Annotated in this window: 12 protein-coding genes and 1 CRISPR repeat array; of the genes, 10 read left to right on the forward strand and 2 right to left on the reverse strand. The window is 47.7% G+C overall.

Going from position 1 to position 19,898, the window contains the following annotated elements; genetic code table 11:
• The first annotated feature begins 1,001 nt into the window (after positions 1 to 1,001).
• From J0L70_RS27785 to J0L70_RS27815, 7 genes are all read left to right on the forward strand, one after another.
• A complete protein-coding gene (locus J0L70_RS27785; protein ID WP_026148815.1) occupies positions 1,002 to 2,078 on the forward strand; it encodes a sodium-dependent bicarbonate transport family permease in 1,077 nt (358 codons plus the stop codon).
• Between the two features lie 81 nt (positions 2,079 to 2,159).
• Positions 2,160 to 2,492 carry a P-II family nitrogen regulator gene (locus J0L70_RS27790; protein ID WP_017289691.1) on the forward strand — a complete coding sequence of 111 codons (333 nt, stop codon included), beginning with the start codon at positions 2,160 to 2,162 and terminating at the stop codon, positions 2,490 to 2,492.
• A gap of 312 nt (positions 2,493 to 2,804) precedes the next feature.
• Positions 2,805 to 4,166 (forward strand): cation:proton antiporter, encoded by a 1,362-nt coding sequence (locus J0L70_RS27795; protein ID WP_287456669.1) that lies wholly within the window; start codon positions 2,805 to 2,807, stop codon positions 4,164 to 4,166.
• Between the two features lie 215 nt (positions 4,167 to 4,381).
• Complete coding sequence (locus tag J0L70_RS27800; RefSeq protein WP_197693248.1) at positions 4,382 to 5,221, forward strand: C39 family peptidase; 840 nt, start codon at positions 4,382 to 4,384, stop codon at positions 5,219 to 5,221.
• Positions 5,222 to 5,565: 344 nt separating this feature from the next.
• Positions 5,566 to 7,674: a bifunctional arginine dihydrolase/ornithine cyclodeaminase gene (argZ, locus tag J0L70_RS27805; protein WP_287456671.1), complete on the forward strand. Its 2,109-nt coding sequence runs from the start codon at positions 5,566 to 5,568 to the stop codon at positions 7,672 to 7,674.
• Positions 7,675 to 7,888: 214 nt separating this feature from the next.
• Complete coding sequence (locus J0L70_RS27810) at positions 7,889 to 9,094, forward strand: M20 metallopeptidase family protein (protein WP_190652719.1); 1,206 nt, start codon at positions 7,889 to 7,891, stop codon at positions 9,092 to 9,094.
• A gap of 277 nt (positions 9,095 to 9,371) precedes the next feature.
• A complete protein-coding gene (locus J0L70_RS27815; RefSeq protein ID WP_287456672.1) occupies positions 9,372 to 9,992 on the forward strand; it encodes a superoxide dismutase in 621 nt (206 codons plus the stop codon).
• Positions 9,993 to 10,438: 446 nt separating this feature from the next.
• A CRISPR array of direct repeats spans positions 10,439 to 10,837; the repeat unit is 37 nt; unit sequence CTTTCAACCTGCCCCAATTAGGACAGGCAATTGCGAC.
• Positions 10,838 to 10,932: 95 nt separating this feature from the next.
• Here J0L70_RS27815 and J0L70_RS27820 read toward each other — a convergent pair.
• Together J0L70_RS27820 and cas12k are read right to left on the reverse strand one after the other, a co-directional pair.
• Positions 10,933 to 11,154 carry a hypothetical protein gene (locus tag J0L70_RS27820; RefSeq protein ID WP_287456673.1) on the reverse strand — a complete coding sequence of 74 codons (222 nt, stop codon included), beginning with the start codon at positions 11,152 to 11,154 and terminating at the stop codon, positions 10,933 to 10,935.
• A gap of 201 nt (positions 11,155 to 11,355) precedes the next feature.
• Positions 11,356 to 13,257: a type V CRISPR-associated protein Cas12k gene (gene cas12k / locus J0L70_RS27825; RefSeq protein WP_287456674.1), complete on the reverse strand. Its 1,902-nt coding sequence runs from the start codon at positions 13,255 to 13,257 to the stop codon at positions 11,356 to 11,358.
• Between the two features lie 484 nt (positions 13,258 to 13,741).
• Here cas12k and J0L70_RS27830 point away from each other — a divergent pair, with 484 nt between their 5' ends.
• The 3 genes from J0L70_RS27830 (at position 13,742) to J0L70_RS27840 (ending at position 19,895) form a co-directional block, all read left to right on the forward strand.
• Positions 13,742 to 15,904, forward strand: a complete 2,163-nt coding sequence (locus tag J0L70_RS27830) for an N-6 DNA methylase (protein WP_287456675.1) — start codon at positions 13,742 to 13,744, stop codon at positions 15,902 to 15,904.
• Positions 15,901 to 16,815, forward strand: coding sequence for a DUF5655 domain-containing protein (locus J0L70_RS27835; protein ID WP_287456676.1), 915 nt, complete (start codon positions 15,901 to 15,903; stop codon positions 16,813 to 16,815). Before J0L70_RS27830 ends, J0L70_RS27835 begins: the two co-directional genes overlap by 4 nt.
• Positions 16,816 to 16,934: 119 nt before the next feature.
• Positions 16,935 to 19,895, forward strand: a complete 2,961-nt coding sequence (locus J0L70_RS27840) for a type I restriction endonuclease subunit R (RefSeq protein WP_287456677.1) — start codon at positions 16,935 to 16,937, stop codon at positions 19,893 to 19,895.
• Positions 19,896 to 19,898 lie beyond the last annotated feature (3 nt).

Genomic DNA, 19,898 nt, shown 5'->3' on the forward strand with positions numbered 1-19,898 from the left:
CGACCATGCTTAACGACATCCACACTCTGGCAATCGGGACATTGAACAGGTTCTAGGACCATCTCGACTCAGCCCTCTAACACATCGTTTTCATTCTGCCATATATCCACATATCTAGAACACTACCGAATAACGTAACTAATCTTCAGGAGCCAGTGAAGGGCATTCAATTGAAATCTAATACTAAAAATTAGTATTGAATCCCCTTCATTACCGAACGAATGCAATGCCCAACGCTCTCAAAAGTTTGCTTGCACCGAAGCCTGTCCCAAGTATTTGAACAGATGCGCTACTTTGAATCGATTTATAAGAAGCGCATCTATTTTTTCTCTCTCATCGCCAAAACGTCTCTCTGGATTCTGTCCAATTCGCTTGATTTACAAAATAGAAGAAGAAGCTTAATTATAGATATTCTTAGGACTCAAGATTGGGCGAATTCAATACTGTTCGTAGATGCCCATGAAATAGCGCCAATCTATCAACAAATATCAATACTGTTCAAAAGTCTAGAGCGAATTAAGAGGTTTTTCTTATTCGCTCCATTTGGTTTTTCTTGGATTTTCATCTATTTAAGACTAGACGGAATACAAGAAATAACGATAAGGTTATTTCAATCATTTACTTGAACTGAATATAGTTAATCAAATCGTTCGTGGGGTCAATCATATCGATTGATTGAAATCAATGATTTTCCCACTGACATTGATCAACTACTTCAAAATCAGACGCTGTTGAGATTAATTCATGAGATTGATCTAGGGATTTTTGCGCCCAATTTTCTTGAGCAACGGCGTGCAGTTCAGTCCCTTTTTGGAGAGGAACATGGCTCAATTTTTAGACTCATTTTGGAGAGTGACCCTTGTGAGCGCCCTGACTACAGGTTTTCGTGCACCACAGGTGTTTCAAGAGTGAAGCGCCTCACTCTTACTCTCGATTAACTCTTGAAAGTTCATTCAGTTCATTCACTGCAACACTCCTCGACAGAGGAGAAGGAGGTATTTATGGATTTTTGGTCCTTGTTTGTCATGGACTTCGTGCAGCAGTTGCAGTCCCCAACACTCGCTTTTTTGATTGGTGGGATGATCATTGCTGCTCTCGGGAGTGAATTGGTAATTCCCGAGTCGATTTGTACAATCATCGTCTTCATGCTGCTCACCAAAATCGGTCTGACCGGTGGCATTGCTATCCGTAACTCCAACTTGGCGGACATGGTGTTACCCATGATCTGTGCAGTAGTCGTAGGGATTCTGGTTGTCTTCATCGCGCGCTATACATTGGCGAAGCTGCCAAAGGTCAAAGTCGTCGATGCGATCGCGACTGGAGGATTGTTTGGAGCCGTGAGTGGCTCCACGATGGCTGCTGGACTGACAGTCCTGGAAGAACAAAAAGTGCCATTCGAGGCATGGGCAGGCGCACTTTATCCCTTTATGGATATCCCCGCCCTCGTGACTGCGATTGTGGTCGCCAACATTTATCTCAACAAGAAGAAGCTGAAGGCTGCACAGGCGCATCTCACCGAGGAGGAGTATCTCAGCAAGCAGGAGTATCTCAGCAATCAAGGGGCTGCGAATAATCGGGTCAAGATATGGCCGATCATTGAGGAAAGCCTTCGGGGTCCTGCCTTATCAGCAATGTTGTTAGGTCTTGCGCTTGGCATATTCACCCGACCAGAGAGTGTCTATAAAGGTTTCTACGACCCTGCCTTTCGCGGCTTGCTTTCGATCTTGATGTTGGTCATGGGCATGGAAGCATGGTCAAGACTTGGCGAACTGCGCAAGGTAGCTCAATGGTATGTCGTGTATAGCGTGGCAGCACCGTTTGTGCATGGGCTAATCGCCTTTGGTCTCGGCATGATTGCCCACTACGTTGCAGGATTCAGCATGGGCGGTGTCGTGATCCTGGCTGTCATTGCTTCCTCTAGTTCAGACATCTCAGGTCCACCCACGTTGAGAGCGGGTATCCCATCGGCTAACCCCTCTGCCTATATCGGCGCGTCCACAGCCATCGGTACACCCATTGCGATCGGCTTATGTATCCCGTTCTTCGTCGGTCTCGCCCAAGCGATCGGCGGACTATAATGACGGGCCGTGGTCTGTCGGTGTTCCCTTAGCTCGACAGACCCAGCATGTTAATGTACATCGTTTAAGGAAACAGCCAATATGTCTAAGAAAGCCAACAAGCTTGTCATCGTTACGGAAAAGGTTCTGCTGAAAAAGGTCGCCAAGATCATTGAGGAATGCGGGGCAACCGGTTACACAGTGGTGGACACTGGCGGTAAAGGCAGTCGCAACGTGCGCTCTACAGGTAAACCCAACACTGCCGACACCGACTCGAATGTGAAGTTCGAGATCCTCACCGAAACTCGGGAGATGGCTGAGAAAATTGCAGATCAAGTTGCATTGACGTTTTTCACCGATTATGCGGGCATTGCCTATCTCTGTGAAGCAGAGGTACTGTACGGGAGAAGTTTCTGTGGACCAGAGGGCTGTTGAGATCATCTCAACACTCATTTGCCCCCGTTACTCATTGAAAGCTATGACTCCGGCAATGATTGAGAGTGCATTTTTGAGGCTGGAACCCTTGAAAATTCTAGATTTTCTTTGATAGCTTTCATTGTCGGTTTAATAGGCTTGTCTCGATCCAGGCAACCGCATCCAAAGCATGAGAGTCTTTGATTCGATCGGTTGCTTTTTTCATAACTGTCCGCAGTTTGATGAATCTTTCAAACCCTTAACCTTCGTTGTTCTAAATTCATGATTTTGTCCAACATTCTGCATCCTTTTAGTGGGGGGATAGCCGCTCTCATGACTCCAATACCATTCCTGGCGACCGCTGTTGCTGAAGATTCACCCCTAATTCTGTCTGGCGTATTGCTGACGCTGGTGGTGATTTACCTAGCCAGCAAGCTCGGCGCAGAAGTCGCTAGGCGATTAGATTTTCCGCCCGTTTTGGGGGAACTGGTCGCGGGTGTGATTGTCGGCGTTTCGGCATTGCATCTGGTGATCTTTCCCGAAGGGGGGCTATCTGCCTCTGACTCGGTGATTATGTCAGCGCTGCAAGGATTAAATCAGTTAGCACCGGATGCGATGACTCGGATCTTTGAGTCGCAAAGTGAAGTGATTTCGGTTCTGGCTGAAATCGGCGTGATTATTCTGCTGTTTGAAATTGGACTGGAATCCGATCTGCGACAGCTAAAGGAAGTGGGAATTCAAGCCACGGTGGTCGCCTGCGTCGGAGTCGCAGCACCTTTTGCAGCGGGTACGGCAGGGTTAATGATGCTCTTTCATGTCGCAGCAATTCCAGCAATTTTTGCGGGAGCCGCATTAACGGCAACGAGTATCGGCATTACCTCTAAAGTGTTGTCAGAGCTAGGTCAACTCAAATCCAAAGAAGGGCAAATCATTGTTGGCGCAGCAGTGATTGATGATGTCCTCGGCATTATTGTTCTAGCTGTCGTCGCTAGCTTAGCTAAAACGGGTGAGATTGATGTTACCAATGTCATTTACTTGATTGTCAGCGCTACGGCATTTTTGATGGGTTCAATTTTGTTGGGGGGTATCTTTAACAAAACTTTTGTAGCGATCGTAGATAAGCTCAAAACCCGTGGAAATATTGTTATTCCGGCATTCATCTTTGCGTTCTTTATGGCATTTTTAGGGAATGCCATTCATCTCGAAGCGATTTTGGGCGCGTTTGCAGCGGGTTTGGTGCTCGATGAAACCGATGCCCGGAACGAGTTAGATGAATTAATCAAACCGATCGCCGATTTACTGGTACCCATCTTCTTTGTGACAGTGGGAGCGCGTGCCGACCTCGGTGTGTTGAACCCGACAGTACCGGAGAATCGGGCGGGTCTCTTGATTGCTATCTTTTTGATGGTGGTGGCGATTATCGGCAAGCTGATCACAGGTTGGGCAGTGTTCGGACAACCCGGCATCAATCGAGTGGCGATCGGGGTTGGAATGATCCCTCGAGGTGAGGTAGGTCTAGTGTTTGCTGGCATCGGCTCAGCTAGCGGCATTTTGGATAAGCCGTTGGAGGTATCGATTATTATCATGGTCATTCTGACAACTTTTCTGGCTCCACCCTTTTTACGGGTTGCCTTTGGTTCATCCACAACTCCTATCCCAGAATCTACCCCGGCTGTGGAAACAGCTAGCAAGTAACGGTTTTACGAGATTACATCTGTTTACTCAACAGATGTAATCGATGATTGTGGCGCGATCCTCTGATCTACGGAACCGAGCATTAGAATTCTTGTATAGCAAGGTTACTCATACTGCGTAGCAATTCGGCGACGCAATCTTAAGAATCCTAGTTGGAACTTGTCATCGCTCCCAATCTTTCAGAAAAGATAGAGAAAATTTTCTCTATCTTTTTTTTGTTTCATCCGCAAACCGATCGCGTCTCCCTGTTGTCACAGGCAACCATTTGTCAGGAGCGTCAGATGCTACAACTCAAAGTCTTAGTCAATTCAGTGCTCAAGCAGCAGCCCATCGACTCTAGCAAGCTTCCTGCTGATCAGAAACAGTCGATCGCAGCCGAAACGGTTTTAGAGATTAGCTCGTTTACTGTTGTTGCAGACCATCTCAAAGTTACGTTTGCTGATCGATCGTTTCAAGGTCAAAAAACCTGGATGATCTTCCAACGTCATGCAGTCATTCTCAAAGATGGAAAGGTGAACTTTCCGCAAGCCACTCGTTTAGCCGTACCTTATCTCGATCAGTTAGATAACTCCGATAATCCGTACGGAACTTGCAATGTTACAAGTCTTGCAATGGTGCTGTCTTACTTCCGAGTTCCTCCGCGTAATCCAAGTATCCGCTTTCCTGATGAACTCGATCGCTATTGCACTGAAAAGAATTTAGATCGCCATGAACCCGCAACGATCGCTCAAGTCGCTGAAGATTATGGCTGCCATGATCGCTTCACGCAAACTGCAAGCTTTGAGCAAGTTAAGGAATGGTTAGCTCAGGGCAATCCAGCGATCGTGCATGGTTACTTTACTCCATCCGGACATATCATTTGCATCATTGGCTACAACGAAAAAGGCTTTATCGTCAATGATCCGTATGGTGAATTAATGTTTGATCCAAATCCTGAACTCAGCCACTACGATATCTACACCACAGGTGCAGGACTGACTTATTCTTACAATCTGATCTATCAAACTTGCTGTACAGATCATCAGTTCTGGGTGCATTTCATCTCAAAGCGTTAACTTCGTTTCTGGTTTGCGAGCGTTCTGAGATTCGGAATGCTCTTTTTAATTTAAATTATTTTCGGAATATCTTGCCGTCGTTGAGCACGAGAAGGTTGGCTAATGCAGTTTGTGAGCGCTACGATCGCATTAAGCCTCTCTTCATGAGTTCATCGTTTGCTGACACATTTTAGGAATTAAGCGTTCCCTTTGTTCCTAGAATGGATCGAATGTCTGCCGCTACAAGTTCGACGTTAGCCCAGGATGTCCTGTAGTCATCGATACAACATCGAGACAACCTTGGGGTGCACACTCTCATTCATTGAGGGACACCCCAGAATACACATTTACCCAGATTTTTCTCTATGACATCTTCGATTCGGATTTTGATGTGTGCTCCTGACCATTACGATGTGGATTATGTGATTAATCCGTGGATGGAAGGGAATATTCACAAGTCGTCGCGCGATCGCGCAGTAGAACAATGGCACGGTTTGCATGACTTGATCAAGCAACATGCGATCGTGGATCTGGTCACGCCACAAAAAGGTGTCCCCGATATGGTCTTTACCGCTAATGCGGGTTTAGTACTAGGAGATACGGCTGTCTTGAGTCGTTTTTATCACAAGGAACGGCAGGGAGAAGAACCCTTTTTCAAAGAATGGTTCGAGAACAATGGGTTCACCGTGTACGAGCTTCCGCCAGAACTGCCGTTTGAAGGCGCGGGCGATGCTTTGTTCGATCGTGAAGGACGCTGGCTTTGGGCAGGGTATGGCTTCCGATCTGAATTGGATTCGCATCCTTACTTGGCAAAATGGCTGGATGTCGAAGTGTTATCCCTGCGCTTAATGGATGAGCGCTTTTATCACTTAGATACTTGCTTCTGTCCGTTGAGCAATGGCTATTTGCTTTACTATCCACCTGCGTTTGATGCGTATTCTAATCGCTTGATTGAGATGCGAGTTCCCGCTGAGAAACGCATCGCGATCGCAGAACCTGATGCGGTGAATTTCGCGTGTAATGCGGTGAATCTCGATCATATTGTGATTATGAATAAAGCGAGTGCTGAACTGAAACAGCGCTTAGCAGATGCCGGATTTACAGTGCTAGAAACGCCGCTGACAGAATTTCTCAAAGCTGGAGGAGCCGCAAAATGTTTGACCTTACGGGTGACTGAACCTGTCCGGGTGGAACTTCATGCGGTGGCAACGATCGAGAGCCGAGTGGTGCAACTTGAAGGTCACTTGCTCGATTCGGGTCTGATCAACCGAGCATTGGATGTGATTGTTGAAGCGGGGGGAAGCTTCCAGGTCTTGAATTTCAGCTTGGGAACACAGCGTCAAAGTACGTCTTCTGCGGAAGTGAAGGTATCGGCTCCGTCGCATGATCTGATGGAAACGATCATGTCACAGTTGATCGATTTAGGAGCCTTGCCGCGTCCAACCGAAGTCTGTGATGCTGAACTTGAGGCAGTGGTTCAAGATGGCGTTGCACCGGATGATTTCTATGTGACGACGATTTATCCAACCGAGGTTCGGGTGAATTGCGAATGGGTGAGAGTCGATCGTCAGAGAATGGATGGTGCGATCGCAGTTTCCGCCGATGGTAAAAGTGCTCAGTGTAAATTACTGCGAGATTTGACCACGAGCGATCGCGTTGTGGTCGGAGTTGAAGGCATTCGCACGATTCGGAAGACGAGCACTCGCGATCAGCGCAACACTCAAGAATTTAGCTTTATGGGTGCAGGCGTTTCGAGTGAGCGGCGCGTCGAATTAGTCGTTGAGCAGATTGCTTGGGAATTGCGGCAAATTCGCGATCAAGGTGGTCGAGTTGTGGTGACGGCAGGTCCTGTTGTGATTCATACAGGCGGCGGCGAACACTTGGCGAAATTGATTCGAGAAGGCTATGTGCAAGCATTGCTCGGTGGCAATGCGATCGCAGTTCACGACATGGAGCAATCATTACTCGGGACATCGCTCGGTGTGGATATGAAACGAGGGGTTTCTGTCCGGGGTGGACATCGCCATCACTTGAAAGTGATCAACACAGTCCGGCGCTACGGTAGCATTGCCAAAACTGTGGAAGCAGGTGTGCTCAAGAGTGGCATCTTGTACGAATGCGTTCGGAATGATATTCCATTCTCGCTTGCTGGATCGATTCGTGATGATGGTCCATTACCGGATACGAAGATGGATCTGATCGAAGCACAGCAAGATTATGCGCGTTTGATTGAAGGCGCAGACATGATTTTGATGTTGTCTTCGATGTTGCATTCGATCGGGGTAGGCAATATGACCCCATCGGGCGTGAAGATGGTGTGTGTTGATATCAATCCAGCAGTTGTGACGAAACTCAGCGATCGTGGTTCGGTTGAATCGGTTGGCGTTGTGACCGATGTGGGCTTGTTCTTGAGTTTGTTGGTGCAGCAACTTGAGAAATTGACGAGTGCTTATCGCTTGGCTGAGAAAGTGTAAGCGGAGTGGGGAGATGGGGAGTGGGGAGAAACCAGGCTTAGCTCGCTCCTTATCCTCTACAGATTTTGTGATGAACTACTAGAGCTGCTAGAAGCCGGATTTTTCTGAAAAATCCGGCTTCTATTTTTAGGGCACGATCCCATCAGGAGTGAAGTTTGCGATAGTGGAAGTCTAAGCTTAGAGTTTTTCTATCACGAAAAAGGTTTTTCCTATCATGGTTTCTACTTTCCTAAGTTCACCTTCAGTCGATGTTTCACAAATTCGACTGGAAATTCGATCGCTGCAAGCTCAACTCGTCACCTGGCGCAGACAACTTCATCAACGTCCTGAACTCGGCTTTCGCGAACAGTTAACGGCTGAATTTATCACCCAAAAACTTCAGGAATGGCAGATTCCACACGAAACCGGAATTGCAAAAACCGGAATTGTCGCCACGATCGCAGGAAATCGTCCGGGTCGAGTCTTGGCAATTCGAGCCGATATGGATGCGTTGCCAATTCAAGAGCAAAATGATGTGCCCTATAAGTCGCAGCATGATGGACTGATGCACGCTTGCGGACATGATGGACATGTAACGATCGCGCTTGGAACGGCTTATTATCTGTCGCAACATCGTGATTTTTCAGGCACGGTAAAAATCATTTTCCAACCGGCGGAAGAAGGGCCAGGTGGTGCAAAACCGATGATTGAAGCGGGAGTGCTCAAAAATCCAGATGTCGATGCGATCGTCGGATTGCATATTTGGAATAATTTGCCCTTGGGAATGGTGGGTGTGCGGACTGGGGCATTGATGGCAGCCGTGGAAACGTTTGACTTCACGATCGTTGGGAAAGGCGGGCATGGCGCAATTCCGCAACAAACGATCGATTCTGTTTTGGTCGGTGCTCAAATCGTGAATACGCTGCAAACGATCGTGGCGCGGAACGTTGATCCGATCGATTCAGCAGTCGTGACGGTCGGTGAATTCCATTCTGGGACAGCTTGTAATGTGATTGCGGCTTCAGCGCGGCTCAGAGGCACAGTCCGCTACTTTAACCCCAAATATGCGGGATATTTTGCGCAACGGATTGAACAGATCGTTGCAGGGATTTGTCAGGCACATGGCGCAACGTATGAATTCAACTATGACGTACTGTATCCGCCTGTGATTAATGATGGCGCGATCGCGGATTTAGTTCGGTCGATCGCGGAAACGGTGATCGAATCGCCCTTAGGAGTTGTGCCGGATTGCCAAACGATGGGGGGCGAAGATATGGCGTTCTTTCTGCAAGAAGTTCCAGGATGCTATTTCTTCTTAGGATCGGCTAATTCAGAGAAAGGATTAGATTTTCCACACCACCATCCTCGATTCGATTTTGATGAAACGGTATTGGGGATGGGTGTCGAGTTCTTTGTCCGCATTGTTGAGACGTTTCGCTGAAACGACTGAGCGAAGTTTGTAGAAATCAAGAATTATCCATGTTAGGGGCATTTGCCCCTTTTTTAATGAGAATTGGTATCAAGATAGATGTTGTCAGCATTTTCTAAAATATTCGGATTCAAAAGGCTTTTTGCCCCTAATTGTACGGTTAACCCGCCCTAGAATTTCGGATTTGCTAATGCAACTCAAAATCAGAATGACTATGATTTAGATATTAAAGCTGAGTTGTCACTTCAGCCAACAAGTTTTCGGAAAATTCATTGGAGAGATTCAAATCATGGCTTTTGAACTGAAACCGTTACCTTATGCTTACGATGCGTTGGAGCCTTACATCGATGCAACGACGATGCAGCTCCATCACGATAAGCACCATGCCGCTTATGTGAATAACTTGAACGCAGCGATCGAGAAATACAGCGACCTACAAAGCATGTCTGTTGAGGATCTCGTAACTCATCTCGATCGAGTCCCGGAAGATGTTCGTACTACTGTTCGCAATAATGCGGGTGGGCATGTGAACCATACGATGTTCTGGGAAATTATGGGCGCAAATGGTAGCGGCGCACCGACTGGGGAAATTTCTGAAGCGATTAACAATTCCTTCGGTAGTTTTGATGCCTTTAAGCAGCAGTTTAACGACGCAGGCACAAAACGCTTTGGTAGTGGGTGGGTTTGGCTTGTGCGATCGCAGCAGGGCGATTTGCAAATTCTTTCAACGCCAAATCAAGATAGCCCGCTGATAGATGGTCATACGCCGATTATGGGAAATGACGTTTGGGAACATGCTTACTATTTGAAGTATCAGAACCGACGACCGGAATATCTCAATGCTTGGTGGAATGTCTTGAATTGGGAAGAGATTAACCGTCGATTCGATGCAGCGATGAGCGGACATTAATCTATCGATGATTAGAATCATCCACTTGTGTGATCTCGATCACTCACAGTATCATTGACCACAGACATACTGTAGAAGACTCAACTTTAGCCGAGTCATCAACAGGGAACACACGACTGGCCGACAGATTTCTCAGGAAGACTGTCGGTTTTTATTATTGTACAGTGACTAATTAGGTGTCATCGGGGACGAATTGATGTCGTCGAGACGAATTAAATGTCGTGATGACAAATTAGTGTCGCTCAAACAGTGGTGACAAATTGATGTCACGGAACATATACAAGATTCGATAACTGGTGTGTTCCCTGTTGATCTTTCAACCCGCCTGGAAAACGTTGTAATAGATGATGCTCAATTTCTACAATCCAGTTCGGAAAGTTCTTTTCAATCCTTGCTAATTGAAGTAGGTACTTTTAATTTCGCCTACTTTGCCAAGCTTAATGCTCCTTCCATCCTCCCCCAATTAGGACAGGCAATTGCGACTACTGATCCGGCAGCGTAGCTGCTTGATCGGGACTTTCAACCTGCCCCAATTAGGACAGGCAATTGCGACGAGTCGATTGCGCTGCGCCCATAGATTAAATTAGTCCCCTTTCAACCTGCCCCAATTAGGACAGGCAATTGCGACACAAAGGGTGGATTCATTGTATATCTTGTTTCCAGCTTTCAACCTGCCCCAATTAGGACAGGCAATTGCGACTGGCATAAAGTTCCCGGTTAAGCTTCTTCTGTTGAACTTTCAACCTGCCCCAATTAGGACAGGCAATTGCGACGCCGCCGTGCCGTTTGAGGGGCAGCATGACAACTGCTTTCAACCTGCCCCAATTAGGACAGGCAATTGCGACCGCACACTCCTCAAACCTTTATTGAGTATCAGTTTCAGGATTTGTGTGCGCGGATCACTTTGTCTATCCCTATCCGAGTTATCAAAGTTCAAGATTCAAATGCTGCCTAAAGTCCCAAAACCAGACATCACTTGAATTTCAAGCTTCGCGCGGATCAGTTTGAGAAAATAGCCTCTCGTTGATCGTTGAAACAAAGAATAGAAGCGGGTTCCCCCTTGATTGGGGGTGGTTCGGTAGCCACTACAACAGTACATCCGCGCCCTTTTTGCCGGGAGCGCACCTACGCCATAATTAAAGAAGATGAACTCTTCAACCATGACTTAATCTCCTCTAAGAAACCGAAGTTCCGCATCGGACGGCATCAGGGTGAGCAGCTACCAGGGTCAGAAAGCAAGACTGTCGGCAGACAGCCAAACTAACCCTAATTTTTCACGAAGCGTACACTGCAAGCAGTATACGTCGCGGCGCTGTTTGACTTATTCGGTTTTCATGGTGCAAAGCTTTTGGAACTACTGGTTCTAAGCACGAGCTTGGTAAGCCGCGATCGCGACTGCTTGCGCTTTCTCTTCTAACTTTCCAACCAGCGGCTGTTTTGCTTCCTCAATTACAATTCCAAGTTTGGTAGCTTGGCTGCGAATACTCTCAATGAGTCTGCCATAGCTCCAACGGTGAACGCTGGCACGGTACTGCTTCGCGTATTTCTGTTGTCCCTCTAGATAGCCTGGGCATTTCTGTTGTGCTTTGGCTTTAATCTCTGCTTCTACAATTTCTCGGATGTCTCTGAGTTTGGGGACGGCAATGCTGGCAGCATTGTAGGTCTTGGCGATCGTGACGATCGCTTTTGCAATCAATCGGTCTATATGTTGTCCCAATTCAGATTCTCCAACTTGGTTTGGGGCAGATCGTTTTTGAGCTTTATGACGCTGGTGTGCAGTTTTCTGCTGCTGGGAACGTCTTCGATTCAGTAGCCTGTAGTTCTCTCCAAGTAGTTGACGAATGCCGTAGTGAGCGAGAACTTGATTGGTATGGGCATCGCAGACGGCAATGGTAGCAGGTTTTTCTAGACCCATGCACAGTCCGACAACAATGTGAGATTGTCCATGATAGAGAGGTCTGCTCGGACGATCGAAGGGAGTATTGAGGCGAGAAAGGGTAGAGTTGAGGCGTTTGACATAGCCTTGCTGAGTCTCTAGAAGATCCCCTTTACTTTCCATCTGCGTAATCTTTTTGGCTACTTCGGCAGCTTTTTCTTGTTGAACTTGCTGCGTTCCTTCGGCAGTCCAGAGCCGAGTGTCAACTGTGCAGTAGAGGGTGAGGCGATGTACATCCCAAGGATGTCCTTTTCCCTCACCTTCTTGCCAAGCGAGACGGGCAGAACGAAGCGTGAATAGACCGCTAGAGTGCTGATTTTTGCTGGCTTTCTTCGTCTTTTGGTCTTCCAAAAAGCGCTGAAACCAATGTAGTTGGCGTTGATCACAATAGATAGCAAAGGTGTGGTCGCTCAAACCTCCAAAGTGAACAAAGAGCCGTCCTTTTTCGTTCTTATCCCAAACTAGATCTTCAATTGTCTCGAAGATCAGGGGGAAGGGGAGAATACTAGGCTGAGTCAGTAATCGATCTTGCCAGCGTTTAGCTTCTGTGTTGTCCTTGGGAACGTTTTGGGTTGCGGTTTCTAGGGTGTTTAGCCAGCTTTGTCCTGTTAGATCCCGTCCGTGTGGGATTCGACTTTCAATTTGGTCTTGGAGTCGTTTGACCTGGATCTCAACCTTACGACGACGGAGGGCAAATTTCTGTGGATCTTCTTCCTGTTGAGGGACTTGGCACCCGTTTTTCAGGAGATAGGCGATCGCGCATCGATTCAGGACATCTTTTGAGTTCTGATAGCGATCGAAAAGCTGATTGGCTAAACCGCGATCGGAGCTTGCTTTCTTTTTGGTTTTCTTTCCCTTCTGGCTTGAGTTCGGAGTTGTTTCATCGGAAACTGTCGGCTGAAGCTGTTGCAGAATTGCAGCCGCACGATCGCGAATTCTGGCAAGGTCAATGCCACTGACTTGAGTCAATTCCTCATCGCTCTGAAGCATTTCTAACCAGCGCAATTTGCCATCCAGTTTCTGTTGCAGCCGTTTCTGGATGGCTAACCAGGACTTGAAGATGTAAGCGGCGGTTCGTTCTGCGGAGACATAGAGGCGAACGGGTTGACCAGTAAAGCGAGAATCCGTTTTGAGAGGCTTACAAAGCTCAGAGACGACAGCAGAAGAAAGCTTGCCTTTGCGTCGCCAAGTTTCAAATTCGGAATGCTGACTCAGTTGCTCAATGAGTACATTGATGAGTGGCGTATTACGTTCTGCCATCAACGTCCAAAGCTGTTGACGGGTTTCTGATGAGGCAACTAGACGGCACTGAATCGTAATTTGGTTCATAGAACATATGTTCTAAACTGAGACAAAGGTACCAGAAGCACAAGATGATTGCAAGAGAGTCAGTATGTTTTTTTAAGAAGGCGTATTTACGATCGACAAAGATGGCTGTCTATTTCTTTACAAGTACAGAAGCTGCTGAAATTTCTCGTTACTCTCGACAGCAGCCGCAAGTTTAAGCGAGAAGGGGACGCTCAATGCACAGTTAATGCGACCAGGAAGGGGAGAAATGTTTACTACTCTATTGCAGTGAAAGGGAGCAGCAGCATGTGACTAGCAACTGTATGGGAAGTGTTGAATTTGGGTCAACCCGTTGTACTATTTAGAACCGCTTGGGTGTGATCGCAGTTCAATGAGAATTTGAAGAATTTCAGGCGATCGTCTTCTTTGCGGTTTAGCGATGCTTAACTGATGACACTCACAGGGCAATCCCAAGCAAGATCGGTTGACCAAGATGGGATCGATCGCCGTAATTTTGTGTGCCGATATGACTCAAACGACAGATACGATTAACTTTCAGGAAAAGGCAAACTTTATCTGGCAGGTGGCGGACGACATTTTGTTTGGTCCGTTCATGCACAATGAATTTCGGGATGTAGTGCTGCCGTTTGTCGTGTTGCGGCGTTTGGATTGTATTTATACAGATGAAATTCGGGAGCGGGTGCAGAAGTCGTATCGCCAGTTCAAGGATGTGTTTCCGAGCGAGGATGACCTAGAGCCAATTTTGCTGGATGCGACGGGTGGGCTGAAGTTCTACAACGTTTCGGATTTCAATCTGGTGCGGTTGGCGGGGAATGCTCAGGCGATCGAGGAAAATTTTGACTTTTACCTGAAAAGCTATGGTCGCAATGTGCGGGATATTTTGCAGAACTTCAAGCTGGAAGGCGTAATTGCCAAGCTGATTAAGAACAATCTGCTGTATCAGTTGGTGAGCAAGTTTACGGAGATTGATTTGCATCCCAGCGTGGTGAAGAACCATGAGATGGGCTATATCTACGAGCATTTGCTCTATAAGTTCAATCAGTTTACGGGAGAGACGGCAGGGCATCACTACACGCCCCGTGAGGTGATTCGGCTGATGTGTAATCTGCTATTTGCGGAACATGGGGCAGATTTGCAGGGGAAGGGGATTGTGCGGGATATCTTTGATCCTGCCTGTGGATCGGGTGGGATGCTGACGATCGCTAAAGATCACATTCTGGCTCACATCAACCCAGATGCAGAGATTCGGTTGTTTGGGCAGGAGTTGAACGAGCAGACCTATGCAGTGTCGAAGTCCGATTTCTTGGTGACGGGAGAGGAGCCGAGCCGGATTCGGGAGGGGGACAGCTTTACGAATGACCAGTTTAAGACGGAGCGGTTTCGTTACATGCTCTGTAATCCGCCGTTTGGGGTGAACTGGAAGAGTGCTCAGGCATTTATTGAGGAAGAGGCAAAGAATCCGCATGGGCGATTTTTTGCGGGTACGCCTAGGGTGAATGATGGAGCGTTGCTGTTTTTGCAGCACATGATCTCGAAGATGGAGGCGGCGGGCAGTCGGATTGCGATCGTCTTTAACGGCAGTCCGTTGTTTACGGGAGAAGCAGGCGGTGGCGAGAGCAATATCCGCAAGTGGATCATTGAGAATGACATGCTGGAGGCGATCGTGGCGTTGCCTGACCAGATGTTTTACAACACGGGGATTAACACCTACATCTGGATTGTGACGAACCGCAAGCTGAAGCACCGGAAGGGACAGGTGCAGTTGATTAATGGGGTGAAGCATTTCCAGAAAATGCGGAAGTCGTTGGGTGACAAGCGGAATGAGCTATCGCCGCAGCATATTCGGGAACTGACGGAGCTTTATACGGAATTTGAGGAAGGGAAGGAAGTCAGGATTTTTGACAAACGCCTGATTGAACTGCTGGAAGAGAAGCGATCGGCTCTCATTACTCAATCTGTTACTAAAGGGCTTAATCCAAATGTTCCCATGCGAGAATCAGGTGTTGAGTGGTTAGGTAGAGTTCCAGAACATTGGGAAGTAATGGCAATCAAACGTCTTGCGCGTCCTGGACGTAAAACATTCGTAGATGGCGATTGGATAGAACTTCCGTATATCACAGAAGAAGGGGTTCGTCTTATTCAAACAGGAAATGTTGGTACTGGTGCCTACCGAGAGAAGGGCTTTAGGTATGTTTCGGAAACAACCTTTCGTAGTTTGAAATGCACAGAAGTAGAACCGGGTAATGTTTTAATTTGTCGTCTTGATGGTCCTGTAGGAAGGGGATGTTTAGCGCCAGATTTGGGTATTCGCATGATCACATCAGTTGACAACACTATTTTGAAGCCAGATCTAAGACACGATCCACGCTTTATTGTGTATTTCCTCTCATGCAAACCTTACCTTGAATGGAATCAAGTTCTGTGCCGTGTAGGTGGAGGGCATCGTTGGCGTATTAGTCGTTCTATGCTTGGAGATCTACGGGTTCCAGTACCACCATCAACAGAACAGAAGCAAATTGCAGATTTTCTCGACAAACAGACTGCCAAAATTCTCTCAACCGTTCAACTTCTACAACAACAGATTGATAAGCTCCAGGAATACCGTCAATCCGTTATCACTGCTGCTGTGACGGGAAAACTAGATGTGACGCAAGCAGTAGCCCCATGAGCGACATCAAACTGTTTCGGATCTCCGGAGATACCGTTACCCAGCTAGAAGCTAAATCCGCCACTCTAGAACGCCACGTCCAGAACCAGATTGAAAAGCACCTGAAAGAACTGCTCGGCATCCAATTCCTTGAAACCGAATACAGTACAGGTCCGCGTCATGGTGGTCGCATCGATACTCTCGGCATCGACGAAAACGGCTGTCCTGCCATCGTCGAATACAAACGCAGCCTCAACGAAAACGTCATCAACCAGGGGCTTTATTACCTCGACTGGCTCCTCGATCATCAAGGCGAATTTAAGCTCCTCGTCCTCGACAAATTTGGCAAAGACCTCGCCGATAAAATCGATTGGAGCAACCCCCGTCTTCTCTGCATCGCAGGCGACTTCACCAAATACGACACCTACGCGGTTGAGCAAATCAACCGGAATATAGAACTCATCCGCTACAGCTACTACGGCGACGATCTGCTGATGCTTGATCTAGTCAAAGCAACCAGCCGCAGTAACAGCAGCAATGCACTCTCTCAGGCAACATCCACCTCAACGCATACCCAAAGAACCGTTGCCGATGCCATTTCCCAGGCAGACGACCAACTCAAGAGTCTTTACCAGGCATTTCATGACTTCGCCACTTCCCTCAGCGACGATGTAACCGTCAACATGCTGAAACTCTATGTCGCCTTCAAACGCCTGAAAAACTTTGCCTGCGTCTCTGTCCAAACCAATACCCGTTGTCTTATGGTTTGGCTCAAACTCGATCCCGATACCGTAGAACTGGAAGACGGCTTCAGCCGGGACGTGCGTAACATTGGGCACTGGGGCACAGGCGACCTGGAACTGATGATTAAAACTCCCGATGACTTAGAAAAAGCCAAGCCCCTCATCATTAAGAGCTACGAAGGAAGCTGAAAATAAGATGATGAGAAGGTAAAGAAATTGAGCCAGTAACTTGACTGCTCACTTTTTCTGGAAAAGTGAGTTATGACCGTTGTATTAATTAATGCCCCCTTCATCCCTCTACTCATACTATGAGTCCTGCTCACCCCACTGAGAAAAAGTTTGAAGACCACATCGAACAGCACCTCCTCAAAACAGGCTACAAGAAAGCAAAGCCAGAGGATTACGATCGCGATCTCTGCCTGATTCCTGCTGAAGTCATCGCCTTCGTGCAAGACACTCAACCCGAGCAGTGGCGCAAACTAGAGCAGCAACTCAAAGCCGATACAAGCAGACACCTGTGCGATCGCCTCAAAAAAGAAATCGATAGCAAAGGCGCGATCGAAGTCCTCCGAAAAGGCATCCAGACCCGTGGCTGTAAATTCAAACTCGCCTATTTCAAACCCTCCAGCGGACTCAACCCCGATCATCTCAAGCTATATCAGCAAAACCGCTTCCGAGTTGTCCGCCAACTCAAATACAGCACCCAAAACAACAACTCCCTCGACCTCGCCCTTTTCCTCAATGGCATCCCCATTCTCACCGCCGAACTGAAAAACTCCCTCACCGGGCAATTCGTCGATCAAGCCATCCAGCAATACAAACACGATCGCGATCCTCGTGAACCCTTGTTCCGCTTCAAACGCTGCCTAGTTCACTTCGCCGTTGGCAATGAGAAAGTCTACATGACGACTCAACTTGCTGGAGAAGATACCTTCTTTCTGCCCTTCAACAAAGACACCGAAAACCCCATCAACCCCAACGGCTTCCGCACCCATTATCTCTGGGAAGACATCTGGCACCCTGATACCCTGCTGGATCTGATGCAGAACTACCTTTGTTTGGAGAAAAAATCAGAAAAGGTTTATGAAAATGGCAGGCTAGTCGAAAAAGACAAAGAACAGTTGCTCTTTCCCCGCTTTCATCAACTCGATGCCGTCCGTAAACTGCTCAGCACCCTTAAGCAGGAGGGAACCGGGCACCGCTATCTCATTCAGCACAGCGCCGGATCAGGCAAATCCAACAGCATTGCCTGGTTAGCCCATCAACTCGCCAACCTCTATCGCAAAGAAACAGATGCCGATCGCTTATTCGACAGCATCATCGTCGTCACCGATCGCCAAGTGCTCGATCGCCAGCTTCAGAACACCATCAAGCAATTTGAGCAAACCAAAGGAGTGGTTGTCCCCATCGAAACCAACTCAGCAGCACTGAGAGAAGCAATCGAGAAAGGCAAATCTATCATCATTACCACCCTGCAAAAATTCCCCGTCATCTCCAATAGCACTGCCAATCAGAAAGGAAAACGGTTCGCCGTCATTATTGACGAAGCTCACTCTTCTCAAAGTGGCGAGTCTGCCAAGCATTTGACCCAAACACTTTCCGCCAACCTGGAGGATGCGGAAGCCCTCGATCGCAGCGAAGAAGAGAGCTTAGAAGACAAAATCGCTGCCGACATTCAAGCCCGCTCTCGCAATCAGTCGCATATCTCCTACTTTGCTTTCACCGCTACCCCAAAAGAAAAAACCCTGCAAACCTTCGGTCGTCCAAATACTGAAGGTCGGTATGAAGCGTTTCACTGCTACTTGATGCGGCAGGCAATCGAAGAGAAATTCATTCTAGATGTATTGGAGAATTACACCACCTACAAGCGGTACTTCAAACTCCACCAGAAATACGAGCTACCCACAGAATTTGAAAAGCGCAAAGCTACCCGTGTTCTGATCGACTATGTAGACCTCCAGCCCAATAAGATCGACCTGAAAATCCGCATCATGCTGAGCCATTTTCTGGAGCATGTTGCAGACAAGCTGAATGGACGGGCACGCGCAATGATCTGCACACGATCGCGCCTCCATGCCGTTCGCTACTTCCAATCCCTCAGCCGTCTGATGCAGGAAGCCAACCTTCCCTATAAACCCCTCGTCGCTTTCAGTGGCAAGGTTGTCGATCCCGATACCGAGGCAGAGTACACGGAAAACAGCCTCAATCAACTGGAAGCAAAAGTAGACATCCCCGATGCTCTCAAAACTCCGGACTATCGCATCCTGGTTGTTGCTGACAAGTATCAAACTGGATTCGATGAACCGCTGCTTTATGCCATGTATGTAGATAAGAAATTGCGAGATGTGATGGCAGTTCAAACCCTCTCCCGTCTCAACCGCACCATGAAGGATAAAACCGAATGCCTCGTTCTAGACTTCACTAACGAAGTTGAAGACATTCAAGCTGCCTTCCAGGACTACTACCAGGCAACTCTTCTGGAAGAAACGCCCGACCCTGATCGCCTCTACGATCAGAAAGATGAAATCCTTCGTTATGAAATCTTTCTAGAACAAGACGTAGACGAATTTGCCGCTATCTTCTGGAATCAACCCAACCACCTCGAACAAATCCAGCCCATCCTCGATCGTGCCCGTGATCAATGGCGACAACGGGAGCAAGAGGAACGTGAAGAATTCCGCTCCAGCCTTCAGAAATTCGTTCGTCTCTACGGTTTTTTGGCACAGGTGATCAGCTTTGGAGACACCGACTTAGAAAAGTTCTACGCTTTTGTCCGTCTTCTCAACCGCAAACTCGACCCTCGCGAAAGCGGCAAGCTGCCGAAAGAACTGCTTGATGCGGTCAAGCTAGATTCACTGCGGGTTGAGCGTATCTCCGAAGGCTCGATTGCGCTAATTCGGCAGAACGCAACCTTGGAAGGCATTGGTGACGGTTCTGGTGGCATTCCCCAAACTCCAGAAAAAGACACCCTCGCCAATATCGTCGATCACCTCAACCAAACTTATGGAGCCAACCTAACCGAGGACGACAAGATCGATCTAGAACGTATTCGCCATGAGGTTGAGCAGAACCCCGACCTACAAGCAGTGATGGCTGCTAACAATACGGAACAAACCAAACGCGAGAAGTTCAGTGAAATCGTCGATAAAATCCTTCTCAAATTCATCCACACCAAACTTGACCTTTATAGAAAGATCAAAGCTCCCGAGGTTGAAGAGTTCATCAAACGGGAATGGTTTGAGCAATTTCGCGATCAAGACGCTGGGTGATCC

The organism is Leptolyngbya sp. UWPOB_LEPTO1 (genome assembly GCF_017302695.1).
GTDB lineage: Bacteria > Cyanobacteriota > Cyanobacteriia > Leptolyngbyales > Leptolyngbyaceae > Leptolyngbya > Leptolyngbya boryana.